Origin of the sequence: Nocardia sp. NPDC003269, assembly GCF_042888005.1 — a bacterium.
GTDB lineage: Bacteria > Actinomycetota > Actinomycetes > Mycobacteriales > Mycobacteriaceae > Nocardia.
Map to the genome: position 1 here is coordinate 1992480 of NZ_JBIAPA010000001.1, position 21945 is coordinate 2014424.

Consider the following 21945-nt stretch of genomic DNA (forward strand, 5'->3'; position numbering starts at 1 on the left):
CCCCCACCCCCTCAGGAAGGCAATCCGATGAGCAATCCGTTCGACGACGAGAACGCGCAGTTCTACGTGCTGGTCAATGCCGAGGGGGAGCACTCCCTCTGGCCCACCTTCGCCGCGGTGCCCGGCGGCTGGACCGTCGCCTTCGGCGCCGCCACCCGCACCTCCTGTCTCCAGTACGTCGAATCCCACTGGCTCGACATGCGCCCCAATTCCCTCATCGCCGCGATGGCCAACGAGGGCTGACCGCCGCCCTACGTACAGTGGGGTATGGGGAGTACGACGAGCAACCGGACCGGAATCGTGGTGGCGCTGCTGGTGGGACTGCTGGCAGGCGGGTACCTGGGGGCGCTGTTCGCGTCGTCGGCGGACTCCGATCCGCCACGGCGCACGTCCACCGCCCGCGATGTCGAGCACGCCGAACCGGTGGTGTTCGAGTCCGACCGGGGACTGCCCGATGTCCACACGATTCTGCGGTCGCAGGCCGATATCGACCAGTTCGTCGGGCGGTTCCCCGGTGACGGGTCCGGTCGGCTCGCGGACCAGCTGTCGCGCCGCGACCTCGGCACCGAAGCGCTGCTCGCCTTCTCGTGGGGCGCGGGGTGTTCGCCCGGTGACGGCGCGAAGCTGACCACCCAGGGCACCGCGGACTACTCCGTCCGGCTGACCGGCGCGGACAATCCGCCACCGGAATGCGCGGCGCCGTGGGACATCCTGGCGGTGTTCGCGCTACCGAAGGACGAGGTGCCCGCGAACACCCGGCTCGGCGGTGATCGTCCCGATCCGCCCGGTCCCGCGTCCCTCGCCCATCTCGAGCGCATCACGTTCGGCGCCGCGCTGCGCGGCGAGGAAGTCTCGCAGCCGGATCAGCTCGCCGCGTTCACCGCCGGGCTCGATGCCACCGTGGCCCATCGGGTGACCTCGGTGGTGTCGCAGCGCGCCGCGCGTGATCGCGCGTTCGCCTTCGTTCTCACCGGATGCCACAACGACGGTGCCTACCTTGCCTTTTCGGCGGAACGGTTGCGTCCGGTGCTGACCGCGACCGAGCCGGTCGTCTGCGGCGTCCCGGACTACTACGTCGCGGTGTTCACGGCTCCGGCCACTTCCGTCCCGGTACGGGCCACCATCGGCTGAGAGCGGTGATCAGGCCACGGGGGTCATCGGTGGCGGTTCCCAGTCGCCGTCGATCGCGGCCGCGCGGGGCGCGTACAGGCGCATCGTCAGGGAGAACTCGCCGGAGTCCGGGATCGGGAGCCAGTTCCCGGCGGGTGTGCCGGGGCGCGGGTCCGCGTGCTGGACGGCGATCTCCACCGTGCCGTCCGGGCCAGCCACCACCGGCGGGGCGTGGCCGACCGAGTAGATCGCGGCCGGGTTGGGGACCAGGAAGCCCTGGGGGTCGTAGGCGGTGATCGCGGCGAAGGCGTCCACCGGCGGCCACCGGCCGGGCTCGAAGCGGATGCGGTAGCGGCGGGGGCGTCCCGTGTCGTCGGTCGCCGGGGCCCAGAGTTCGGCGTAGAGCACGTCGCGCAGCGGTGCCTTGCCCGGTGAGCGCATCGTCGTCGCCGCGCGGCGCAGGTAGTCGGTGCCGAAGGTGCCCAGGTCGACGGGGATCTCCCACCCGTTGACGCGGCGCGCGTTCGGATCGGTCCAGCCCGCGATCCGGCGGTGGGCCCGGCGGGCCGCCTCGTCGAGCACGTCGACGGGTTCGTTGTCGACGGTGCCACCGGGGACCACCCCGATCGCGGCCAGCTCATCCATCAGCGGTGCGTCGGCGGCCGCGGGCGGATCGGCGACCATCAACCGGCACAGCCGGTTGAGATAGGTGCGTCCGTCCAGCGCGGCGATCCGCTTGACCGGCGGTTCCGGCCCGCGGTCGATCGGGTGCACCCTGCTGATCGTCGCGTCGTACTCGCGGCGCTGCCAGGCGCCTGCGGGCACCAGCCGGATCTGCTCCTGCCAGCGGTTGACCCGCGGCGCGTCGGCGACGCCGTCGATCTGGATCCGGCCGACGATCGTCGTCAGGTCCGACGGCATGTGCAGCAGAGTGGTGTGCGGCGGCAGCGACCCGGTCCACCGCGGACCAGCGATGACATAGGTGAACGGCGGCCCCTCGGCGTCGGCCCCCGTGCGCGGCTGCTCGCTGCTCAGATCGTGCACGGTGTTGCCCCACCCGTCGAGCAGCTGGAACAGCCAGTAACGGTCCGGTTCCATCCCCGGGATCTGCAGCACCAGCGGCTCGTCCGCCAGATTCAGCCACGCCTGCGAATACACCATGTCATGGCTGAGCCGGGCCACCCCGCGATCCAGCGGATCGGGCAGCACGCTGTGATCGAAGGTGTTGGTCGGCCCACTCGCCGCCCGCATCATGTCCAGCATGATCATCGGATAGCCGAACACATACGCCTCGGTCGCCAGCTCCAGCACATCCGGCGCCCCCGTCGACGTCACCACCGAGCGCACCGGCTCCCCACCCCCGCACCCGGGCACCACGGCCGCCACCCCCACCGCCGCCCCCAACCCCAGCAAGCGCCGCCGACTCACCCCACCCTCGCCACCTGCCCGACCACCCATACACGCTCCGTCCGACACCTCGAACGCCCACCGTAAACACCCCACCACCCCCCGCCCTCACACACAACGGGTGAATTCCGCAGGTCAGCCGAGGAGGGTTCGGTGCATGAGGTGGGCTACGCGGGCTCGGCAGGCGATGGGGTCGGGGCCGTAGATCTGGCTGAGGTCGATGACGAGGGCGAAGGCGGCGTGGACCAGGAAGCGGGCTTCGGCGGCGGAGAGTTCGGGGCGCACCTCGCGGACCAGGCGGGCCCACTCCTGGACGCTGAGGCGCTGGATATTGCGCAGGACCGCGCGTTCCTCGGCGGGGACGTGGCCGAACTCGGCGTAGTAGACGACCGCCAGCGCGCGCTCGTCGAAGGTGTCGGAGACGAACTGGGCGATCAGCACGTCCAGCGCGGCGCCGCTGTCGGGAGTGCCCGCGACGGCGGGGCCGATCGCGCCGGAGACCCGGTCGGCCGCGCGGCGGAACGCGGCGGCGAGGATGTCGCTCTTGCCGCGGTAGAACCGGTACACCGCCGAGGCCGCGGACAGGCCGGCGGCCGAGGCGATGTCCTCGACGCTCACGTTCGGATAGCCGCGCTCGTGGAACAGCTCGACCGCTTTGCGCAGCAGCAGTTCGTGTTTGAACGACTCCGGGATCTCGACCTGGGTCGCCTGCTCGGAAACCGCTGCCGCTGGCGGCAATTCGTCCCCGGCCAGCGCGAGACAGGCCGCGCTCAGCAGCCGGTTCAGCGTGCGGGCGGGCAGCGCGGCGTGATGGTCGGCGATGCTGGTGATCACGCCGAACATGGCGGTGGACAGCATCCGCAGATCCGGTGCGGTCAGTTCCGGCCGCAGCACCGCCAGCTGCTCGTCGAGGGCGACCAGCACCGAGGCCCGCTGCTCGTCGAGCACCAGCCGGTCGGCGGGCTCGAGATAGCGGCTCTCCCAGCGCACCAGGGTGACCGTGCCGCGGTTCTCCACCGTCGCGCCGATGAGCCCGGTCAGCATGTGCCGCAACCGTTCCGCCGCGATCGGTGACCCGTCATCGGACACCGTGATCGAGGCGGTGAACGCCTCCCCGACCCGCAGCAGCTCCTCCCGGAACAGCGCGTATTTACTGGGGTAGTGCCGGTACAGCGCCGCCGAACTGATCCCCAGCCCGGCGGCGATGTCCTCCATGCTCACCCCGTGATAGCCGGCCGCGCCGAACGCCATCGCCGAGGTCGCCGCGATCTGCGCGCGCCGATTCTTCGGCCGCCGTCGCACACCGTCCTTCGCTCCGCCGACTACCGATCCACGCGCACCACGAGACTCGCCGACATTCATGCCAGAAGTGTATTAGGCCTTGTGGGGTGGGGTGATCCGGGCATACCAGTCGAGCAGGGACGGGTCGTCGACGGCGCTGCGTTCGACGACGCGGGCCGCGTCAGCGCCCTGGAAGAGCTTCTTGATCGGGACTTCCAGCTTCTTGCCGGTGCGGGTGTGCGGGATGCCGGGGGCCTCGCGGATCTCGTCGGGGACGTGGCGGGGCGAGACCTCGGTGCGAATCGCGGTGCCGATCCTGGTCTTCAGGTCGTCGGTGAGGGCGGCGCCGGGGGCGAGGACGACGAACAGTGGCATCCAGTAGCCGCCGTCGGGCTGTTCGGCGCCGATCACCAGGGCCTCGGCGATCTCCGGGAACTGCTCGACGACCTGGTAGATGTCGGCGCTGCCCATCCGGATGCCGTGCCGGTTGAGGGTGGAGTCGGAGCGGCCGTGCACGACGACGCTGCCGCGCTCGGTCAGGGTGATCCAGTCGCCGTGCCGCCACACGCCGGGGTAGGTGTCGAAATAGGCGTCGTGGTAGCGCTTTCCGTCCTCGTCACGCCAGAAGCGCACCGGCATCGACGGCATCGGCTCGGTCACCACCAGCTCACCGACCGCACCGCGCACCGGCGCGCCCGCCTCGTCGAAGGCGTCCAGCGCGACCCCGAGATACGGCGCCGACAGCTCGCCCGGCCACACCGGCACGGTGGGCACGCCGCCGATGAACGCCGACACCACGTCGGTGCCGCCGCTGATCGAGTTCACCTGGACGTGCTCGCCCGCGTTCTCGTTCAGCCACAGCGCGCTCGACTCCGGCAGCGCCGAGCCGGTGATCCCGACACTGCGCAGCGCCGACAGATCGTGGTCGGTCCGCGGCACCGACCCCGCCTTGATACACCCGAGGACATACCCGGGACTGGTCCCGAGCACGGTGGCGCTGACCTGGGCGGCCAGGCGCCACAGCGCGTCCGGGCCACCCGCGGTCGGGCTGCCGTCGTAGGTGACCACGGTCGCGCCGGTGAGCAGGCCGGCGATCTGGAAGTTCCACATCATCCAGCTGGGGCTGGTGTACCAGAAGAAGGTGTCGTCGGGTCCGATATCGGATTGCAGGGCAACGGCTTTCAGGTGTTCCAGCAGCACGCCGCCGTGTCCGTGCACGATGCCCTTGGGCAGGCCGGTGGTGCCGGAGGAGAACACGATCCACAGCGGATGATCGAAGTCGACCGCGGTCGTCTCGATCACGCCCTGCCCGGGATCGGCGACCGCGTCCGACCACGCGACCGCGCCGGGCACCTCGAGTCCGAGCTGCGACACCGCGATCGTCGCGCGCAACCCGGGCAGCCCGTCCCGCAGGGCGGCGATGTCGGCGCGCTTGTCGTGCTGCTTGCCGCCGAACCGGTAGCCGTCGGCGGTGACCAGCACGGTCGGCTCGAGCTGGCCCAGCCGATCCAGCGCCGCCTTGGCCGAGTAGTCCTGGCCGCACGCGCTCCACACCGCGCCGATGCTCGCGGTGGCGAGGAAGGCGACGATGGCCTCCGGGATGTTCGGCAGGTAGCCGATCACCCGGTCGCCCGCCTCGACGCCCTGGGCCCGCAGGGTGGCCGCGAACGCGGTGACCTGCTCGATCAGCTCGCTCCACGAGATCTCGCGCGGCTCGGCGTCCTCGCTCAGGGCGAGCACGGCGGGCCGGTCGAACCGCGCCTGCCGGACGACCTGGTCGACATAGTTCAGCCGCGTCCCCGGGAACCACCGCGCGCCGGGCATCTCCCGATCGCCGAGCACGCCGTCGGCGATCGGGCCGAGCTCGAAGTAGTCCCACAGCGCCTGCCAGAAGCCGGCGATGTCGTCGACCGACCACTGCCACAGCGCCTGGTAGTCGGGGTACTGCTCGCCGGTCCGGCCGCTGACGAACGCGGCGAAGTCGGTGATCCGTGCCGACGCGATGTCCTGGGCGGTCGGTTCCCATTGCGGTTGCATCGGAGGTCCTCCTGTGGATTGGCGCGGGCCGGGGGCGGTCCGGCCGATGATTACCCCGGCGCGTCGGGCGATATTCGTCCCGCGCGCCGGGTGCTGCTCAGCCGGGCAGTTCGGCCCGGCGGACGATCCGCTCCGCGTGCCGCAGCACCGGTGCGTCGACCATGCGGCCCTCGAAGGCGAAGACCCCGCGGTGGTTCGGCACCTCGGCGAGCACGCGGCGCGCCCAGCCGATCTCCTCGGGATCGGGCGCGTAGCCCTCGCGGATCACCGCCACCTGGCTGGGATGGATGGCCACCTTGGCGTCGAAGCCGACGGCCACCGCGTCCAGCGTCTCCACCGCGAGCCCTTCCAGATCCTTGATGTCGAGGAACACCGAATCCAGGGCGAACCGGCCGAAGGCCTTGGCCGCCAGCAGGCTCGTCGAACGCACGTGCCGGGCGATGTCGCGGTAGCTGCCGTCGGCGTGCCTGCTCGAATTGCCGCCGAGTCCGGCCACCAGGTCCTCGGCGCCCCACATCACGCCGATGGCGTTCTCGGCGGCGACCGACTCGGCCACCCGCACCGCGCCAAGCGGCGACTCGATCAGCACGATCACCTCGTAGCCCGCCAGGCTCCTGACCTGCTCGGCCGACTCGCATTTGGGCAGCATGATCCGCCGGTAGGCGGTCTGCGCGAGGGCGGCCAGGTCGGCCGCGTACTCCTCGGTCTCGACCGCGTTGACGCGAATCACGGTGTGCCGCGGGTCGAGTGGGGTCTCGATCAGCGCCTTTCTGGCGGCGGCCTTGTCACCCGCGGCGACGCCGTCCTCGAGATCGAGGATCACCACATCGGCCACCGCGGCGGCCTTGGCGAAGCGTTCGGGCCGGTCGGCCGGACAGAACAGCCAGGCCGGTCCGGTCGGCTCCCAGGGCTTCACGCTGTCTCCGGTCATCGTCATGCTGTGTCCTTCCGGTGGGCCGGGGCGCCCGGGGATGGTGCGGCACGGCAGTTCCTCCGGGCGCCGACCGCTCATGCCGTCGGTGCCTTCCGGACCAGGGTCTGCCGCACGGCCTTCGCCACGATCACGCCGTCCTGGTTGCGCGCGGTGTGGGTGAGGCCGACGATGCCCTCACCCGGGCGGCTCTTGGATTCGCGCTTGTCGGTGACCAGCGTTTCGGCGTACATGGTGTCGCCGTGGAACAGCGGGGCCGGCAGCGACATCTCGGAGAAACCGAGATTGGCCACCAGGGTGCCCTGGGTGAGCTGGGCGACCGAGAGACCGACCAGCGTCGACAGGGTGAACATCGAGTTCACCAGCCGCTGGTTGAACGGCGGCTGCGCGTCGGCGAAGTGCGCGTCCAGGTGCAGCGCCTGGGTGTTCATCGTCAGCGTGGTGAACAGGACGTTGTCGGCCTCGGTGATGGTGCGGCCGGGCCGGTGCTCGTAGATCGTGCCGATCTCGAACTCCTCGAACCACAGCCCCCGCTGGACGACTCTGCGTTCGGTCACAGACCCAGCTCCCGAGCGATCAGCATCAGCTGCACCTCCGTCGTGCCCTCACCGATTTCCAGGATCTTGCTGTCACGGTAGTGCCTGGACACCGGGTATTCGTTCATGAAGCCGTTGCCGCCGAAGATCTGGGTGGCGTCGCGCGCGTTGTCCATCGCGGCCTCGCTGGCGACCATCTTGGCGATCGAGGCGGCCTTCTTGAACGGCTTGCCCGCCAGCATCAGCGCGGCCGCGTCGTAGTAGGCGGTCCGGGCGACGTGGGCGCGCGCCTCCATCCGGGCGATCTTGAACGCGATGGCCTGGTTGCGGCCGATGGCCTGCCCGAACGCCTGCCGCTCACCGGCGTAGCGCACGCTCTCGTCCACGCAGCCCTGCGCGGCGCCGACCGCCAGCGCGGCGATGGCGATGCGGCCCTCGTCGAGGATGCGCAGGAAGTTGGCGTAGCCGCGGCCGCGCTCGCCGAGCAGGTTCTCGGTGGGCACCCGCACATCGGTGAAGCTCAGCGGGTGGGTGTCGGAGGCGTTCCAGCCGACCTTGTTGTAGGCCGGTTCGGCGACGAAGCCGGGGGTGGAGGTCGGCACCAGGATGGTGGAGATCTCCTTCTTGCCGCCGGTCTGCCCGGTCACCGCGGTGACGGTGACCAGCCGGGTGATGTCGGTGCCGGAGTTGGTGATGAACTGCTTGGCGCCGTTGATCACCCAGCTCTCGCCGTCCTCGACGGCGGTGGTGCGGGTGCCGCCCGCGTCGCTGCCCGCGTCGGGTTCGGTGAGGCCGAAGCCGGCCAGCGCGCGGCCGCTGGTGAGCTGGGGCAGCCACTCGTTCTTCTGCTTGTCGTCGCCGAAGCGATAGATCGGCATCGCGCCCAGCGAGACACCGGCCTCGAGGGTGATGGCCACGCTCTGGTCGACCTTGCCGAGTTCCTCGAGCGCCAGGCACAGGGCGAAGTAGTCGCCGCCCATGCCGCCGAACTCCTCGGGGAACGGCAGGCCGAACAGGCCCATGTCGGCCATGCCCGCGACGACCTCGTACGGGAAGCTGTGCTCGGCATCGTGTTTCGCCGAGACGGGCGCGACGACCTGCTGGGCGAAGTCGCGCACGGTCAGGGCGAGCTGGCGGTATTCGTCCGGCAGCGAGCCGGTGGACAGGTAGTCGGTCATGCGTTGGTTCCTTCGCGCTCGGTCTCTTCGACAGCGGTTTCGACAGGGTGGGCGACGACGCGGACCAGCACCTGGTCCAGCTTCACCTGGGCGCCCGGCGCCACCAGCACCTCGACGGTGCCCGCGACGGGGGCGGTGAGCGCGTGCTCCATCTTCATGGCCTCGATGACGATCACCGGATCACCGACCTCGACGGTCGCGCCGTCGGCGACCGGGGCCGCGATCACCGAACCCGGCATGGGACTGCGGATCTCGGCGTCACCGACATGGGCGGCGTCACCGCGCACACTCGCCTCGGCGACTTCCCGCAGCACGGCGACGCTGCCCGCGTGGCCGACCCACAGCTGGTCGTCGGCCTCGGCCACGCGGAACTCGCGGCGCAACCCGTCCAGGGTGAGGACGAGGCCGTCGGGGCTCGGCGCGGCCGACAGCGACCGCGGCTCGTCGTCGTCGATCTGGACCGTCGCCGATTCCGGTGTGCCGGTGAGGAAGACGTGGCGCACCTGGTCACCGGCCGCGAGCCGGATCGAGGTCGGGGCCTGCGCGCCGAGCCGCCAGCCCGACGGGGTCGACCACGGGTCGCCGCCGGACGCGGGCCAGCGGCGCAGCCAGTGATGGGCCGCGGCGGCGGCGAACTCGTCGTCGGTCACCGCGGCGGGCCGGAAATCGCTCACCCGGCGGTCCAGCAGGGCGGTGTCGAGGCGGCCCGCCTGCACGTCCTCGTCGGCGAGCAGGAACCGCAGGAACTCGATATTGCTCGTCACGCCGAGCAGCACGGTCTGTTCCAGCGCGCGGTCCAGCGCGCCGAGGGCGTCGGCGCGGGTGGTGCCGCGGGCGATCACCTTCGACAGCATCGGGTCGTAGTCGCTGCCGACCACGGTGCCCTCGGACAGACCCGAGTCGACCCGAACGCCGGGGCCGCTCGGCTCGGCGAGGGCGAGCACGGTGCCGCCGGTGGGCAGGAAGCCGCGGCCCGGATCCTCGGCGTAGACGCGCGCCTCGATCGCGTGCCCGACCAGGTGGATCTCGTCCTGGCTCCGGCTCAGCTTCTGGCCAGCGGCCACCCGGACCTGGCATTCCACCAGGTCGACCCCGGTGACCAGCTCGGTCACCGGATGCTCCACCTGCAGGCGGGTGTTCATCTCCATGAAGAAGAACTCGTCGGGCCGGTCGGCGGAGACGATGAACTCCACGGTGCCCGCGCCGACATAGTCGACACTGCGCGCCGTATTGCAGGCCGCGGTGCCGATCCTGGCCCTGGTCACGGCGTCGAGCAGCGGCGAGGGCGCCTCCTCGATGACCTTCTGATGCCTGCGCTGCAAGCTGCACTCGCGCTCGCCCAGGTGCACCACATTGCCGAACTTGTCGGCCAGGACCTGCACCTCGATGTGCCGGGGACGGGTGACGAAGCGCTCCAGGAACAGGGTGTCGTCGCCGAAGGCGGCGCCCGCCTCGCGCCGCGCGCTGACCAGCGCCGCGGGCAGGTCCTCGGCCCGGTCGACCCGGCGCATGCCCTTGCCGCCACCACCGGCGGACGGCTTCACCAGCACCGGGTAGCCGACCTCGGCCGCGGCGGCGATCAACTGCTCGTCGGTCAGGCCGGGCTCGGCGACGCCGGGGACCACCGGGACACCGAACGCGGTGACGGTGTTCTTGGCGGTGATCTTGTCGCCCATCACCTCGATCGCCTTGGCGGGCGGGCCGAGGAACACGATGCCCGCGTCGGCCAGCGCGGCGGCGAACGCCGAATTCTCCGACAGGAAGCCGTAACCGGGGTGCACGGCCTGGGCGCCCGAGCGGATCGCGGCGTCGACGACCTTCTCGATCGACAGGTAGCTCTCGCGGGCCGGGGCGGGCCCGAGGCGCACCGCCACATCGGCCTCGCGCACGTGGCGGGCGCCCGCGTCGGCGTCGCTGTACACCGCGACCGAGCGAATACCCATGGCGCGCAAGGTCTTGATGACGCGCACCGCGATCTCGCCGCGATTGGCGACCAGGACGGTGTCGAAGTCGACGGGGTGGGATTTGTTCAGCATGTCGCTCACATCCGGAAGACGCCGTAGGAAACGGGCTCGAGCGGCGCCTGCGCGCACACCGAGAGGGCAAGGCCGAGCGCGGTTCTGGTGTCGGTGGGCGCGATGACGCCGTCGTCCCAGATCCGCGCCGTCGCGTAGTACGGGTTGCCCTGGGTCTCGTACTGCTCCCGGATCGGGGCCTTGAAGGCCTCCTGGTCCTCGTCCGACCACGGCTTGCCCGCGCTGTCGAGCTGCTCGCCGCGCACGGTCGACAGCACCGAGGCGGCCTGCTCGCCACCCATCACCGAGATCCGCGCGTTCGGCCACATCCACAGGAAGCGCGGCGAATACGCGCGCCCGCACATGGAGTAGTTGCCCGCGCCGTAGGAGCCGCCGATCACCACCGTCAGCTTCGGCACCCGCGCGCACGCCACCGCGGTGACCATCTTCGCGCCGTGCTTGGCGATGCCGCCCGCCTCGTAGTCGCGGCCGACCATGAAGCCGGTGATGTTCTGCAGGAACAGCAGCGGGATCTTGCGCTTGTCGCACAGCTCGATGAAATGCGCGCCCTTCATGGCGGATTCGGCGAACAGCACGCCGTTGTTGGCGACGATGCCGACCGGGTGGCCGTGGATCCGGGCGAACCCGGTGACCAGGGTCTTGCCGTATTCGGCCTTGAACTCGTGGAAGCCTGCCTCGCCGTCGACGATCCGGTCGATCACCTCGCGCACGTCGTAGGGGGTGCGCGGGTCGACCGGGACCACGTCGTAGAGCTCGTCCTCCGGCTTGGCGGGCGGGGTGCTCGGCAGCACCTCCCACGGCGCCTCGGGCTTCGGGCCGAGCGTGCCGACGATCTTGCGGACGATGCGCAGCGCGTCGCGGTCGTCGTCGGCCAGATGGTCGGTGACGCCGGAGGTGCGCGAATGCAGCAGGCCGCCGCCGAGCTCCTCGGCCGTGACGACCTCGCCGGTCGCCGCCTTCACCAGCGGCGGGCCGCCGAGGAAGATGGTGCCCTGGTCGCGCACGATGACGGCCTCGTCGGCCATCGCCGGCACGTAGGCGCCGCCGGCGGTGCACGAGCCCATCACCGCCGCGATCTGGGCGATGCCCTTGGCGCTCATGTTGGCCTGGTTGTAGAAGATGCGGCCGAAGTGCTCGCGGTCGGGGAACACCTCGTCCTGGCGCGGCAGGAAGGCGCCGCCGGAGTCCACCAGGTACACGCACGGCAGGTTGTTCTGCGCGGCCACCTCCTGCGCGCGCAGGTGCTTCTTCACCGAGATCGGGTAGTAGGTGCCGCCCTTGACCGTCGCGTCGTTGGCCAGCACCAGGCACTCGCGGCCCGCGATGCGGCCGATGCCGGCGATCACGCCCGCGCCGGGGCACTCGTCGCCGTACATGCCGTTGCCCGCCAGCGGGGACAGCTCGAGGAACGGGCTGCCCGGGTCGAGCAGCTGGTCGACCCGCTCGCGGGGGAGCAGCTTGCCCCTGGCCACGTGCCGCTCGCGCGACTTCTGCGGGCCGCCGAGCGCCGTCGTCGCCAGCCGCTCGCGCAGCTCGTCGACCAGGGCGCGGTGCGCGTCCCGGTTGCTCGTCGCGGTCGTGGGGCCGTTGTCGAGGTCGTGCGTAACCGTCATCCCGCCATCCTGCCATCCGGTTAATCGCCAATAACTGAAATTCAGGTTAATCTTGACTAACCAAGTTGTCCAGACCCGGTGGAAGGGAGTCGAGGTTGGCCACGGTCGAGCCCGCCCCGGTGACCCGGCGCGAACTGATGAAAGCCCAGCGTCGCGAGCAGTTGCTCGACGCGGGCGCCCGGTTGATCGCCGATCGCGGTTTCTTCGGCGTGCGCCTCGACGATCTCGGCGCGGCCGTCGGGATCAGCGGACCCGCCGTCTACCGGCACTTCGCCAACAAGGAAGCGCTGCTGGTCGAGCTGCTGGTCGGAGTCAGCGAGCGGCTGCTCGCCGGTGGGCGCGCGGTCGTGGCCGCGGCGGCATCGCCCGCCGAAGCGCTGGTCGGGCTGGTCGACTTCCACCTCGACTTCGCCTTCGACGATCCCGAGCTCATCCGCATCCAGGACCGCGACCTCGACAACGTCCCCGCCACCGACCGCCGCACCCTGCGCCGCACGCAGCGGCAGTACGTCGAGGTGTGGGTGCAGGTGCTGCGCGAGGTGCATCCCGGCCTGGCCGAGGACACCGCCCGCGTGCAGGCCCACGCGGCCTTCGGGCTGATCAACTCCACCCCGCACAGCGCCGCGCCGGCGCGGGCGAGCAAGGCCAGGCCGGTGCTGCGGCAGATGGCGCTGGCCGCGCTGGCGCCGTCACCGGTCTGATCGGTGGAACAGCCCGCCGGTCAGTCGAATTGGCGCAGCAGCCAGTGCGGGCCGACCGAATCCGCGCCGTAGGCGTCGGCCCGGCGGCGCAGTTCCCGATCGGCGGTGACCACGGTGACCCGGTCGTAGCCGGTGGCCTCGGCGACCACGTCGACGATCTTGTCGTCGCCGGAGCGGTCGGCCAGGACGACCCTCAGCCGCGGGGCGGTCGGTTCGGCGCCGTCGGCGGCGGCCTTGGCGGCGCCCTCGAGGACGACGGTCACCGCGGTCGACGCCGGGAGCCGGGTGGTCAGGTCAGTGATGCTCGACAGCAGCCGCCGGGCGGCGCCCGCGCGGTCGCGCCACCAACCGTCGGCGTTGGCGCCGATGACATTGGCCGCGTCGACCACGATCAGCTGGGTCGGATCGCTCATCGGTCCAGTCTGCCCCCGGCGGGCGATCGGCGCTCGCCGGGCGCGCCGGATCAGGCGGCGGCGGGCACCTCGACCGGGCGCAGGCGTCCGTCGGTCATCCGGTAGACCGCGTCCATCCGGTGCAGGTGGGTGGGGTCGTGGGTGACCAGGATGGTCGCGGCCCGGTGCGCGCGGGCGATGGTGGTGATCAGGTCGAGGACGGAGGCGCCGCGTTCGGTGTCCAGGGCGCTGGTCGGTTCGTCGACGACGAGCAGAGCCGGGTCGTTCATCAGGGCGCGGGCGATGTTGACGCGCTGGCGCTGGCCACCGGAGAGCTGGGCGGGCCGCTTGCCCGCGTGCTCGGCGAGACCGACCGCGGCGAGCAGTTCGGTGGCGCGCGTTCTGGTTTCGGCCCGGCTGGTCCGCCGCTTGCCGCCCAGGTGCGCGGTGACCTCCAGCTGTTCGAGGGCGGTCAGCGCGGGAATGAGGTTCGGCTGCTGGAAGACGATGCCCATCGCGGTGCGGCGGACCGTCGACGCGGCGCGCCTGCTCAGCGTCGCGAGATCGGTACTGCCCGTGTCGGTGTCGAGGACGACGGCGCCCGCGTCGGGCCGGATCAGCGTCGCCGCCACCGCCAGCAGGCTCGACTTGCCCGAGCCGGACGGGCCGGTGACGGCGGCGATGGTGCCGCCGGGGACGTGCAGGTTCACCCGGTCGAGGGCGGTGAGCCTGCCCGCGCCGTCGGGGTAGGTGAGGGTGACGTCGGTGAGGGTGAGTGCCATGGGGAGGTCCTTCAGCGGGTCGCGCCGAGCGCGGTCAGCGGATCGGTGGTGAACAGGAAGCGCAGCGCGACCGCGGCTCCGACGAGGCCGAGCGCGATCAGGGCCGCCGCGGGCACCAGGGTCGTCGACAGCGACAGCACGAACGGCATGGCGTCACCGAGGAACAGCGAGGCCACCGTGGTGATGCCGAGGCCGAGCGCGACCCCGGTGACGAGCACGATCGCCGCCTGGGCCAGCGCGTCGCGGGCCAGTGACCCGGTGGTCGCGCCGAGCGCCTTCAAGGTCGCGATGTCGGGTTGGCGCTGCACCGTCCACACGGTGAAGAAGGCGCCGATCACCAGCGCGGAGATGGCGAACAGCAGCACGGTCATCAGGGTCAGCGAGCTGTTCTCGGCCTGGTAGGAACCGATCGCCTCGACCGCGTTCGCCGCGGGCACCGTGTGCGTCCCGGCTTCGGCGTCGATGCCGTTGCGCGGGTCGTTGCCGAGCACGGCGAGCACGGTCGCCGCGCCGGCCCGGGGGCTGGCGGCTTGCCAGTCGGCCATGCTCGTCCAGATCACCGGGGTGTGGCTGTACCACTCGTCGCCCGCGACGTCGGCGACGGTGAACTCGTGCCCGGCCAGCACCACGGTGTCGCCGGTGCCCGCGGCGAGTTCGCGGGCGGCGCCGGAACTCAGCACCACCGCGCCCGGTGCGGTAGCAGGGTGATTGCTGAACGCCGATGGGTCGCCGCCGAACAGCGCGACCTGCTCCGGGCTCGCGCCCGCGTGCTCGGCGCGGGCCCGGGAGATGCCCACCGGGGTGACCTCGATCCCGCCCAGCGCGCGCCATTGCGCGATCTGCTCCTCGGTGAGCACCGAGGAATCGAAGGAGGGATCGGTGCCGGTCTCGGCGAAGACCACCTGGTCGGCGCGCAGGCCCTGCACCGCGGAGATGTTCTGGTGCGCCAGCCCGGCGGTGAGCCCACTCAGGAAACTGACCAGCACCGCCACCAGCAGGACGACGGTGGTGATCAGCAGGAAGCGGCCGCGGGCGGCGCGCAGGTCTCGGAGTGCGACGAACATGCCTCCACTCTCGCCGTCGACGGCCGCCCCGCCATCGCACCGGCGCACGAACCGCGCTCCACCCAAGGTCTGTCCGCGTTTACACCTTTCGATGGATGCCGGTCCGGTAGCCGCACATAAGCTGGTCGGGTGCACTCGTCCCCCCTGACCCCGGTGGTCACCACGCTGCGGCTCGGCCTGCATGTGCTGGTGACGGTGCTGGGTGTGGTGGTGGCGGTGCGGGCGCTGCTACCCGGCGGGGGTGGGCACGGTGTGGGAGTCGTCGTGCTGACCGTGGTCTGGCTGGCCGTCTACTTCGCGGGCACCGAGCTGCCCCGGCGTTCGGGGGATCGGGCCGCCGCCGGCGTCCCCGCCTCGGTCCGCGCCGCCGACGCGACCGGCTGGGACTCGCGGGTGGTGGGGGTGTGGCTGGCCGCGCTGACCGTGCTGTGGCTGGCGCTGCTCGGGCTCACGCCGGACGCGGTGTATCTCGCCTTCGGCCTGTTCTTCCTCTACCTGCATCTGCTGCCGCGGCCGTGGAATCTGCTCGCGGTGGTGCTGGCGACGGCGGTCGGCGTCGTCGGATTCGCGGCGCACCGGGGCTGGTCGGTGGGCGCGGTGGTCGGGCCGGTGCTCGGCGCGCTGGTCGCCATCGGCATCGGGCTCGGCTATCAGGCGCTGTATCGCGAAGCGGTGGAGCGCGAGCGGCTGATCGACGAATTGCTCGGCACCAGAGCGATTCTCGCCGAACAGGAACGTACCGCGGGCAAACTGGCCGAACGCGAACGGCTGGCCAAGGAGATCCACGACACCGTCGCGCAGGGGCTCAGCAGTATCCAGCTGCTGCTGCACGCGGCCGAGCAGGCGGCGCCGGATCATCCAGCGCTGGACCGGATCCGGCTCGCGCGCGAGACCGCCGCCGAGGACCTGGCCGAAACCCGCAGGCTCATCGACGAATTGTCGCCCGCCGCGCTGGACGGGCAGTCGCTGGCCGAAGCGCTGGACCGGATCTGCGAGCGCGCGCGGTCGGCCGCGCTGTCGACCCAGCTGCTCGTCGAGGGCGAGCCGGAGCGGCTGCCGATGCCGGTGGAGGCGGCGCTGGTGCGGATCGCGCAAAGCGCCGTCGCCAACGTCGTCCAGCACGCCGGGGCAGGGCGCATGCGGGTCACCCTCACCTACGACGACACCGACGTGCACCTCGACATCGTCGACGACGGCGTCGGCATCGACCCCGCCGTGCTGGCCGCGCCCCGCGCCGGGGCGTTCGGCCTGGCGGCCATGCGCAGCCGCGTCGAGCAGCAGGGCGGCCGGATGACGATCGAATCCGAGCCGGGTCACACCGCGGTCACCGTGTCCTTCCCGCTGGGAGCGGTCGCGTGATCCGGCTGCTGCTCGCCGACGACCACGCGATCGTGCGGGCCGGGCTGCGCGCCCTGCTCGAGTCGGCCGACGACATCACCGTCGTCGGCGATGTCGCCGACGCGGAGGCGGCCGTGGCGTTCTGCGCGGCCGACCCCGTCGACCTGGTCCTGATGGACCTGCGCTTCGGCGACGGCCGCTCCGGCGCCGCCGCCACCGCCGATCTGCGCGCCCTGCCCACCCCGCCGAACGTCCTGGTGGTCACCAACTACGACACCGACGCCGACATCCTCGGCGCCATCGAAGCGGGCGCCGTCGGCTACCTCCTCAAGGACACCCCGCCCACCGAGTTGCTCGCCGCCGTCCGCGCGGCCGCCGCGGGCGAGAGCGTCCTGTCCCCGACGGTCGCCTCCCGCCTGATGACCCGCGTCCGCCGCGCCGACACCACCCTGAGCCCCCGCGAGGTCGAGGTCCTGCGCCTGGTCGCCGCGGGCCTGTCCAACCGCGACATCGCCAAACAACTCTTCCTCAGCGAGACCACGGTCAAATCCCACCTGGTCCACATCTACGCCAAACTCGGCGTCAAGTCCCGCACCTCGGCCGTCGCCACGGCCCGCGAACAGGGCGCCATCTGACACGCGCGGTCGCAGCCCGAGTTCGCCCGGACATCCGCCTACCCTGATCGCATGGCCTCACTCGCTGATCCTCAGGTACGCGAATTCCTTTCCCAGGGCACACGAACCGGCAAGGTGGCGTTCACCGGTGCCGACGGGCGGCCGCTGGTGACGCCGGTGTGGTTCATCGTCGAGGGGGACGAGCTGGTCTTCAACACCGGGAAGAACACGGCCAAGGGGCGGGCGTTCGCGCGGGATCCGCGGGTGGCGCTGTGCGTGGATCTGGAGGAACCGCCGTACGCGCTGGTGGAGGTGCAGGGGACGGTGACATTGTCCGAGGACCTCGACGAGCTGGTGCGGACCGCGACCGAGATCGCGGCGCGCTACATGGGTCCGGATCAGGCCGAAGAGTTCGGCAAGCGGAACGGGGTGGCGGGGGAGCTGGTCGTGCGGGTGCGGCCGACCAAGATCATCGCCCACTTCCAGGTGACGGCGTAGGCAGGCCGGGGGCCGTGCCGCCGTCGCTGTTCGGGTCGACGGCGTCGGGGCCGGGCGCGGTGGGGTCGAACGGCGGCGGGTTGGTGCGGTCGAACAGCGGGGAGGAACAGGTCGCGCCCGGTTCCGGGGTGGTGTAGGGGTTCTCGCGCAGGGCGAGGATGAACTGGTCGATCCGGCGATCGGCGGCGCTGTCGGGCTTCAGCTGATGGCCCCACGATTGCAGCGAGATCGGATGGGCCATGCCGGGGATCGGGGACATCAGGGTGTACGGCTTGCCGGTCACCCGCGCGGCGAGCGCGGCGCGGTCCTCGGCGCTCACCTTGTCCGGGTTGTAGGCGATCCACACCGCGCCGTGCTCCAGCGAGTGCACCACGTTCTCGGTGCGCACGCCCGTCGCGTAGACGACGCCGTCGCAGGCCGCCCACCGGCTGTCGTGCGGTCCGCCCAGCGGCGGGATCACGGGGTACGCGACTCGCTGCGCGCTGGTCACGTGCAGCCCGGGCGGGAACTCGGTGATCTCGACACCGGGGATCTCGCGGGACGGATCCTGGTTGTCCGCGCTCGGCACGAAGGCATCCGTCGAGGCGACGGCGGTGCCGTCGAGTTTGTCGCCGGTCGCGCAGCCGGCGACGAGGAGCGCGGCGACCGCGATGCCCGCCGTGGCGGCGCGGCGCGCGCCGGTGGTCGTGTCCGAATTCCGCACCGCGGTTCCCCTGTCGTCGTGTCGGCCGTCGCCGTCGGGTCCGAACTTACTTGCCCGCCGCCCGCGGCACCGCCCGCCCGCCCGATCACGCCGTCGACAACCCCGATGACCAGCGGAAAAACGCGCGTCGCTGCCGGGTCGAGGCCGGAACCACCGCTACCGTTTCGTCAAGTTTCGTAGGCAACGGCGCTGGCGAACGGAGCTCTGGCATGGCCGGACGAACTGCGACACGGGCCTGGCTGGCCGCGTCCCTCGGCGCGGTGCTGGTCGCCGGCACCGCGACACTCGCGCAGTCGCAGCCGCCCGGTCCGCCCGTCGAGCGCGCGTCCGAGCACTTCGACGATCCCGAGTCCGGACTCGCGATCGACGTGTTCTATTGCAGCGCGCGGTCGCAGACCTACCGGGTGCCCGCCGGGACGACGAGCCTCTATATCGAGGCGGTCGGCGGTCAGGGGCAGACGCCGAACCCGAATTTCACCGGGATCGGTGGGCTCGGCGGTCAGGTCAGCGGTGGTCTGCGGGTGACGCCGGAGCAGGAGTTCCAGGTCCAGGTCGGGTGCGCGGGTGGGGCGAACGGCGGGTTCTCGCCGTACGCCTCGGGTGGGGCCAGGGGCGAGGCGGTCGATCAGGTCACCAACTTCGGGACGGTGTACTCGAGCGGCTGGGACGGCGGCGGTGGCGGTGGCGCCTCGGCGGTGCTCGGCGCCGACAACACACCGGTGCTGGTCGCGGGCGGTGGCGGCGGCGCCGGCGGCAACGCGCCCGACTGCTATTCGGTGTCGCCGGTGCAGGATTCGACCTTCTTCTACTGCGGTGGCGGCTCCCGGCGCGACGGCGGGAACGGCGGCGACGGCAGCGCGGCGGTCGGCTGGCAGGAAGGGCCGCCGTGGACCGGCGGTGCGGGCGAGAACAATCCGGCGGGCACGACACCGAGCGGCCTCACCTGCGGCGGTCCCCGCGCGGGCGGGGCGGGCCGCACCTTCGACACGACCGGCGGCGGTGGGGGCGGCGGTGGTGGCGGTGGCGGCTACCAGGGTGGCGAAGGTCAGGGTGGCGGCTGCGGTGGTGCCGCGGGGCCGCAGACCCCGATCTCGCACGGCCCGCACGCGGCGCCGGGTGCGGGTGGCGCGGGCGGTGGTGGCGGGACGTCCTACGCGTCGTCGAGCCTGTCGAAGGCGAGCGTGACCACGGCCTCGGTCTCCGGCGACGGCTACGTCCTGTTCCTCACCTCCGCCGACGGCGTCCGGACGACGACCTTCGGTGTGCACGGCGATGCCGCGCAGTACTACTGCGTCGGTGACGGCGTCGACGAGATCTTCGCCGACGTGCTCGGTGCGGCGGGCGCGGGTGGCGGCCACGACTACGGCGATGTCGGTACCGGCGGCGCGGGCAGCGGCGTGCAAGCGGTCATCGCAGTACAGGAACGCAAGCAACTGAAGATCGACGTCGGTCGCTACGGCGGATCGGGCGGCGGCTGGGGCTACGGCAAGGGCGGCGCGCGCGGCACCGCCGACTCCAGCGCCTCCTACAGCGGCGCGGGCGGCGGCGGTGCGTCCGCGGTGAGCCAGAACGCGGCCGAGTGCGGGACCAGGCCGTCGCGCGACAGCGAGCCAGTCGTCGTCGCGGGTGGCGGCGGCGGTGGCGGCGGCAACGGCTTCAGCGCAGGCGGCGGTGACGGTGGCAGCGGCGGTCCGCGCCCCGGTGACGGCACCAGCGGCGGCTTCGGTGGCGGTTTCGGTGGCGAGGGCGGCAGTGAACGCGGTGTCGACGGCGGCCACGCGACCGGGAGTTCCACCGGTGGTGGCGGTGGTGGCGGCGGTGGCGGCAGCCACGGCGGCGGCAAGGGGCACGGCGCCCAGGACGGGAACGACGGCGGTGGCGGTGGTGGCGGGGGTGGCCAGTCGATGGTCGTCCCGGTCGCCGGGCAGCGGCCGCACTTCTACAACGGTCCCGACGGCAGCTACGGCAATCGCGACCGGCTCAACGACGGCAAGGTGCAGCTGATCGTCCCGATCCCGTCGAAACGCAGCCGGGTGGAACTGATCTCGGGCAACAGCCAGAGCGCGTATTCGGGGCAGCCGTTCGCCGAGCCGCTGCGGGTGCGGTTCGTCGACGCGATCCACGGACCGCAGGCGGGCAAGTCGATCACCTTCTCGATGCCCGCCGGGCAACCGCGCGCGGCGGTCTTCGCCGACGGCGGCGAGAGCACCCGGGTGAGCACCGACGCCGACGGCTTCGCCGAGGTGAACCTGACCGCGCTGCCCGCCGCCCAGCAGGGCGAACTGGCCGGCGGCTTCCTGGTCCAGGCCGCGGCCACCGACGACCCGGCCCACCTGATCGGCGGCACCGTGTTCCGCTTGCACGACGACCAGGTGCCGACCGAGATCGAGGTGACCACCAGTGCGCCCGACCAGATCTCGCAGGTCGGTCAGCCGGTGAGCTTCAGTGCGAAGGTCGGCCAGCGGCCGGGCACCACACCGGCCTTCGGCACACCGGCCGGGCACGTGCGCTTCGAGATCGACGGTGTCGCGACACCGGGACCGATCGAGCTGGTCGACGGGGTGGCGACGCTGCCCGCGATCAGCGGCTTGTCGCCGGGCACCCACCACGTGCTGGCGACCTACCTGGCCGACGACCCGACCCGGGTCTTCGCGCCGGTGTTCGGCAGCGTCGGCCTGCTGGTGCAGTCGGTGAAGGTACCCACCGAGATCCATCTGACGCTGCCGCCGTCACCGGTGCTGGCGGGTGCGGTCGTCGGCGCGACGGTCACCGTGCCGACGCCGCAGCCGGACGCGCCGACCCCCACCGGCGCCATCCAGTTCGCCCAGAACGGCGTGCCGCTCGGTGACCCGGTCACCCTCGCCGCCGACGGTACGGCGGGTTCACCGCCGCTGCGCGCCGGCGCGGGCACGGTCGGGGCGCACTATCTCGGCGACGACGTCTACGACCAGTCGCGGACCGAGGCCGATCTCACCGTCTACACCGCGACCTCGACGACCACGGTGACCGCGAACCACAACCCGGTCACCTTCTTCGAACAGCTCGACCTCACCGCCACCGTCGCCCGTGACCCCGCGGGCGAGGTCGACACCGGCACCGTCCAGTTCGCCGCCGACGGAACACCGCTCGGCGTGCCGGTGCCCGTCGACAACGGCCGCGCGATCGCCCGCGATGTCGACGTCTCGCACCTCGGCTTCGGCACCCACCTGGTCACCGCCGACTACTCCGGCGACGCGGCCACCGGCGTCGCGCCGAGCCGCGGCACGACGACGCTGTGGGTGCTGCGAGCGGGCCAGTCACCGGGCGACCATCCCGGCGATGTCGGCGTGCGCCTCGACATACCGCGCACCGCCGACCCGGGCGAGCGGGTGGCGGCGACGGTCACCGTCAGCAATGTCGGCGGTCGGCAGGCGACCGGCGTCGAGGCCAGATTGTCGACCCAGGGCTGGAGCAGGTTGATCGATCCCGGCGGCGGCGAGGCGCAGCCGACCCACGTCCGGTTCCGCCTCGCCACCCTGGAGGCGGGCGAGACCAGGACCTTCACCGTCGTGCTGGAGGCACCACGGCGGCTGGCGCTGATCACCTCGTTCCTGCACGTGTCGAGCACCGGCACCGACCTGAACCCGAGGAACAATCTGCAGCTCGCGTCAACCTTCGTGCGCCCGGGGGCGCGCTGAGCGTGCCGCGGTTCATCCGATTCGGGTGAACCGGGCGACCGCATCGG

19 protein-coding genes are annotated in these 21945 nt (G+C 71.8%); 7 read left to right on the forward strand and 12 right to left on the reverse strand.

Translation table 11 applies throughout. From position 1 onward, the window contains the following. Positions 1 to 27: 27 nt before the first annotated feature. Together ACFYWJ_RS09295 and ACFYWJ_RS09300 are read left to right on the forward strand one after the other, a co-directional pair. Positions 28 to 243, forward strand: coding sequence for an MbtH family protein (locus ACFYWJ_RS09295; protein WP_218719668.1), 216 nt, complete (start codon positions 28 to 30; stop codon positions 241 to 243). Positions 244 to 267: 24 nt separating this feature from the next. After that, positions 268 to 1131 (forward strand): hypothetical protein, encoded by an 864-nt coding sequence (locus ACFYWJ_RS09300; protein WP_355273664.1) that lies wholly within the window; start codon positions 268 to 270, stop codon positions 1129 to 1131. Positions 1132 to 1140: 9 nt separating this feature from the next. Here ACFYWJ_RS09300 and ACFYWJ_RS09305 read toward each other — a convergent pair whose 3' ends face one another. The 8 genes from ACFYWJ_RS09305 to ACFYWJ_RS09340 form a co-directional block, all read right to left on the reverse strand. Then, positions 1141 to 2538 (reverse strand): DUF1254 domain-containing protein, encoded by a 1398-nt coding sequence (locus ACFYWJ_RS09305; protein WP_355273662.1) that lies wholly within the window; start codon positions 2536 to 2538, stop codon positions 1141 to 1143. 114 nt (positions 2539 to 2652) lie between these two features. Continuing rightward, positions 2653 to 3879, reverse strand: coding sequence for a TetR/AcrR family transcriptional regulator (locus ACFYWJ_RS09310; RefSeq protein ID WP_355273659.1), 1227 nt, complete (start codon positions 3877 to 3879; stop codon positions 2653 to 2655). Positions 3880 to 3891: 12 nt separating this feature from the next. Further along, positions 3892 to 5835 (reverse strand): acetoacetate--CoA ligase, encoded by a 1944-nt coding sequence (locus ACFYWJ_RS09315; protein WP_355273657.1) that lies wholly within the window; start codon positions 5833 to 5835, stop codon positions 3892 to 3894. A gap of 97 nt (positions 5836 to 5932) precedes the next feature. Further along, on the reverse strand, positions 5933 to 6772 hold the full coding sequence (locus ACFYWJ_RS09320) for a CoA ester lyase (protein ID WP_355273654.1): 840 nt from the start codon (positions 6770 to 6772) through the stop codon (positions 5933 to 5935). Between the two features lie 71 nt (positions 6773 to 6843). Further along, on the reverse strand, positions 6844 to 7323 hold the full coding sequence (locus ACFYWJ_RS09325) for a MaoC family dehydratase (protein ID WP_355273651.1): 480 nt from the start codon (positions 7321 to 7323) through the stop codon (positions 6844 to 6846). Then, on the reverse strand, positions 7320 to 8480 hold the full coding sequence (locus tag ACFYWJ_RS09330; RefSeq protein ID WP_355273648.1) for an acyl-CoA dehydrogenase family protein: 1161 nt from the start codon (positions 8478 to 8480) through the stop codon (positions 7320 to 7322). Before ACFYWJ_RS09330 ends, ACFYWJ_RS09325 begins: the two co-directional genes overlap by 4 nt. Beyond that, on the reverse strand, positions 8477 to 10516 hold the full coding sequence (locus ACFYWJ_RS09335) for an acetyl/propionyl/methylcrotonyl-CoA carboxylase subunit alpha (protein WP_355273645.1): 2040 nt from the start codon (positions 10514 to 10516) through the stop codon (positions 8477 to 8479). Before ACFYWJ_RS09335 ends, ACFYWJ_RS09330 begins: the two co-directional genes overlap by 4 nt. A gap of 5 nt (positions 10517 to 10521) precedes the next feature. Then, entirely contained in the window at positions 10522 to 12129 is a 1608-nt protein-coding gene (locus ACFYWJ_RS09340; RefSeq protein ID WP_355273643.1) for a carboxyl transferase domain-containing protein, read from the reverse strand. A gap of 137 nt (positions 12130 to 12266) precedes the next feature. Between ACFYWJ_RS09340 and ACFYWJ_RS09345 the strand changes: the two genes are divergently transcribed. Next, positions 12267 to 12830, forward strand: a complete 564-nt coding sequence (locus ACFYWJ_RS09345; RefSeq protein WP_355274630.1) for a helix-turn-helix domain-containing protein — start codon at positions 12267 to 12269, stop codon at positions 12828 to 12830. 20 nt (positions 12831 to 12850) lie between these two features. Here the strand turns inward: ACFYWJ_RS09345 and ACFYWJ_RS09350 are convergent, their stop codons facing one another. The 3 genes from ACFYWJ_RS09350 to ACFYWJ_RS09360 are packed head-to-tail and all read right to left on the reverse strand — an operon-like array spanning position 12851 to position 15068. After that, positions 12851 to 13243 (reverse strand): NYN domain-containing protein, encoded by a 393-nt coding sequence (locus ACFYWJ_RS09350; RefSeq protein WP_355273640.1) that lies wholly within the window; start codon positions 13241 to 13243, stop codon positions 12851 to 12853. Between the two features lie 50 nt (positions 13244 to 13293). Beyond that, positions 13294 to 14004: an ABC transporter ATP-binding protein gene (locus ACFYWJ_RS09355; protein ID WP_355273638.1), complete on the reverse strand. Its 711-nt coding sequence runs from the start codon at positions 14002 to 14004 to the stop codon at positions 13294 to 13296. 11 nt (positions 14005 to 14015) lie between these two features. Continuing rightward, complete coding sequence (locus ACFYWJ_RS09360; protein ID WP_355273637.1) at positions 14016 to 15068, reverse strand: ABC transporter permease; 1053 nt, start codon at positions 15066 to 15068, stop codon at positions 14016 to 14018. Between the two features lie 129 nt (positions 15069 to 15197). Between ACFYWJ_RS09360 and ACFYWJ_RS09365 the strand changes: the two genes are divergently transcribed. Genes ACFYWJ_RS09365 through ACFYWJ_RS09375 form a run of 3 tightly spaced genes read left to right on the forward strand, consistent with a single transcriptional unit; the run spans position 15198 to position 17518 of the window. After that, positions 15198 to 16427 carry a sensor histidine kinase gene (locus ACFYWJ_RS09365; protein ID WP_355273635.1) on the forward strand — a complete coding sequence of 410 codons (1230 nt, stop codon included), beginning with the start codon at positions 15198 to 15200 and terminating at the stop codon, positions 16425 to 16427. Further along, positions 16424 to 17041 carry a response regulator transcription factor gene (locus ACFYWJ_RS09370; protein WP_355273633.1) on the forward strand — a complete coding sequence of 206 codons (618 nt, stop codon included), beginning with the start codon at positions 16424 to 16426 and terminating at the stop codon, positions 17039 to 17041. Before ACFYWJ_RS09365 ends, ACFYWJ_RS09370 begins: the two co-directional genes overlap by 4 nt. 51 nt (positions 17042 to 17092) lie before the next feature. Continuing rightward, positions 17093 to 17518: a PPOX class F420-dependent oxidoreductase gene (locus tag ACFYWJ_RS09375; RefSeq protein WP_355273630.1), complete on the forward strand. Its 426-nt coding sequence runs from the start codon at positions 17093 to 17095 to the stop codon at positions 17516 to 17518. Here ACFYWJ_RS09375 and ACFYWJ_RS09380 read toward each other — a convergent pair. Further along, positions 17490 to 18221, reverse strand: a complete 732-nt coding sequence (locus ACFYWJ_RS09380) for a DUF3105 domain-containing protein (protein ID WP_355273628.1) — start codon at positions 18219 to 18221, stop codon at positions 17490 to 17492. The two genes, ACFYWJ_RS09375 and ACFYWJ_RS09380, sit on opposite strands and share 29 nt — an antisense overlap. 209 nt (positions 18222 to 18430) lie before the next feature. Between ACFYWJ_RS09380 and ACFYWJ_RS09385 the strand changes: the two genes are divergently transcribed. Further along, positions 18431 to 21898 carry an Ig-like domain repeat protein gene (locus ACFYWJ_RS09385; protein WP_355273625.1) on the forward strand — a complete coding sequence of 1156 codons (3468 nt, stop codon included), beginning with the start codon at positions 18431 to 18433 and terminating at the stop codon, positions 21896 to 21898. Positions 21899 to 21945: the final 47 nt, after the last annotated feature.